The organism is Listeria booriae, assembly GCF_000766865.1.
Taxonomy (GTDB): domain Bacteria; phylum Bacillota; class Bacilli; order Lactobacillales; family Listeriaceae; genus Listeria_A; species Listeria_A booriae.
Genome location: NZ_JNFA01000010.1, coordinates 1 through 3,056 on the forward strand (window position 1 = coordinate 1; position 3,056 = coordinate 3,056).

1 rRNA gene is annotated in these 3,056 nt (G+C 51.6%); it reads right to left on the minus strand.

The features are described from left to right. Positions 1–2 precede the first annotated feature (2 nt). A 23S ribosomal RNA gene (locus EP57_RS03340) occupies positions 3–2,935 on the minus strand. Positions 2,936–3,056: the final 121 nt, after the last annotated feature.

A 3,056-nucleotide genomic window follows, 5' to 3' on the forward strand; every position in this document is an offset into this window, starting at 1 on the left:
TATTGGTTAAGTCCTCGATCGATTAGTATTTGTCCGCTCCATATGTCGCCATACTTCCACTCCAAACCTATCTACCTGATCTTCTTTCAGGGATCTTACTTTCTTAAAGAAATGGGAAATCTCATCTTGAGGGGGGCTTCACGCTTAGATGCTTTCAGCGTTTATCCCTGCCACACATAGCTACCCAGCGATGCTCCTGGCGGAACAACTGGTACACCAGCGGTGTGTCCATCCCGGTCCTCTCGTACTAAGGACAGCTCCTCTCAAATTTCCTGCGCCCGCGACGGATAGGGACCGAACTGTCTCACGACGTTCTGAACCCAGCTCGCGTGCCGCTTTAATGGGCGAACAGCCCAACCCTTGGGACCGACTACAGCCCCAGGATGCGACGAGCCGACATCGAGGTGCCAAACCTCCCCGTCGATGTGGACTCTTGGGGGAGATAAGCCTGTTATCCCCGGGGTAGCTTTTATCCGTTGAGCGATGGCCCTTCCATGCGGAACCACCGGATCACTAAGCCCGACTTTCGTCCCTGCTCGACTTGTCAGTCTCGCAGTCAAGCTCCCTTGTGCCTTTACACTCTGCGAATGATTTCCATCCATTCTGAGGGAACCTTTGGGCGCCTCCGTTACTCTTTAGGAGGCGACCGCCCCAGTCAAACTGCCCACCTGACACTGTCTCCCCACGCGCTAAGCGTGGCGGGTTAGAATGGTCATACAGCCAGGGTAGTATCCCACCATTGCCTCCTCGTAAGCTGGCGCTCACGTCTCTTCGGCTCCTACCTATCCTGTACAAGCGGTACAAACATTCCATATCAGGTTGCAGTAAAGCTCCACGGGGTCTTTCCGTCCTGTCGCGGGTAACCTGCATCTTCACAGGTACTATAATTTCACCGAGTCTCTCGTTGAGACAGTGCCCAGATCGTTGCGCCTTTCGTGCGGGTCGGAACTTACCCGACAAGGAATTTCGCTACCTTAGGACCGTTATAGTTACGGCCGCCGTTTACTGGGGCTTCAATTCGTACCTTCGCTTGCGCTAAGCACTCCTCTTAACCTTCCAGCACCGGGCAGGCGTCAGCCCCTATACGTCACCTTACGGTTTTGCAGAGACCTGTGTTTTTGCTAAACAGTCGCCTGGGCCTATTCACTGCGGCTCTCTCGGGCTTTCACCCTAATAGAGCACCCCTTCTCCCGAAGTTACGGGGTCATTTTGCCGAGTTCCTTAACGAGAGTTCTCTCGCTCACCTTAGGATTCTCTCCTCATCTACCTGTGTCGGTTTGCGGTACGGGCAGTACTAATCTAACTAGAGGCTTTTCTTGACAGCGTGAAATCAGGAACTTCCGTACTTAATTTCCTTCCCCATCACAGCTCATGCTTCGCGAGAAGCGGATTTGCCTACTTCTCACACTCACTGCTTGGACGCACGTTTCCATCTGTGCGATTCCCTATCCTTCTGTGTCACCCCATTGCTCAAACAACTAGCACTGGTACAGGAATATCTACCTGTTGTCCATCGCCTACGCCTATCGGCCTCAGCTTAGGTCCCGACTAACCCTGAGCGGACGAGCCTTCCTCAGGAAACCTTAGATATTCGGTGGAAGGGATTCTCACCCTTCTTTCGCTACTCATACCGGCATTCTCACTTCTAAGCGCTCCACCAGTCCTTCCGGTCTGACTTCACCGCCCTTAGAACGCTCTCCTACCACGAACCTCCTAAGAGGTTCATCCACAGTTTCGGTAATATGTTTAGCCCCGGTACATTTTCGGCGCGGGGTCACTCGACCAGTGAGCTATTACGCACTCTTTCAATGGTGGCTGCTTCTAAGCCAACATCCTGGTTGTCTATGCAACCCCACATCCTTTTCCACTTAACATATATTTTGGGACCTTAACTGGTGGTCTGGGCTGTTTCCCTTTCGACTACGGATCTTATCACTCGCAGTCTGACTCCCGAGTATAAGTACATGGCATTCGGAGTTTATCTGAATTCGGTAACCCGAGAAGGGCCCCTAGTCCAAACAGTGCTCTACCTCCACGACTCTTTACCTCGAGGCTAGCCCTAAAGCTATTTCGGAGAGAACCAGCTATCTCCAGGTTCGATTGGAATTTCTCCGCTACCCACACCTCATCCCCGCACTTTTCAACGTGCGTGGGTTCGGACCTCCAGTGAGTATTACCTCACCTTCATCCTGGACATGGGTAGATCACCTGGTTTCGGGTCTACGACCTGTTACTCATGCGCCCTATTCAGACTCGCTTTCGCTACGGCTCCGCTTTTTCCGCTTAACCTTGCAACAAATCGTAACTCGCCGGTTCATTCTACAAAAGGCACGCTATCACCCATTAACGGGCTCTAACTACTTGTAGGCACACGGTTTCAGGAACTGTTTCACTCCCCTTCCGGGGTGCTTTTCACCTTTCCCTCACGGTACTGGTTCACTATCGGTCACTAGGGAGTATTTAGCCTTGGGAGATGGTCCTCCCGGATTCCGACGGAATTTCACGTGTTCCGCCGTACTCAGGATCCACTCTGGAGGGAATATGCTTTCAATTACAGGGCTGTTACCTTCTTTGGCGGGCCTTTCCAGACCACTTCGTTTACCACATTCCTTTGTAACTCCGTATAGAGTGTCCTACAACCCCAAGAAGCAAGCTTCTTGGTTTGGGCTCTTTCCGTTTCGCTCGCCGCTACTCAGGAAATCGATTTTTCTTTCTCTTCCTCCAGGTACTTAGATGTTTCAGTTCCCTGGGTCTGCCTTCCTTACGCTATGTATTCACGTAAGGATACTATCCGACTAAAGATAGTGGGTTCCCCCATTCGGAAATCTCTGGATCAACGCTTACGTACAGCTCCCCAAAGCATATCGGTGTTAGTCCCGTCCTTCTTCGGCTCCTAGTGCCAAGGCATCCACCGTGCGCCCTTTCTAACTTAACCATGTGAGTTACCTCACGGGTTGGTTCCTAACCTCTAGCTCCAGCGATGAAGCTATCCGTTAGGTGAAAGATTCACTTTCAGTTGATTCTCGGTTTCTTACTTAGTCAACGTTCCATCCAAT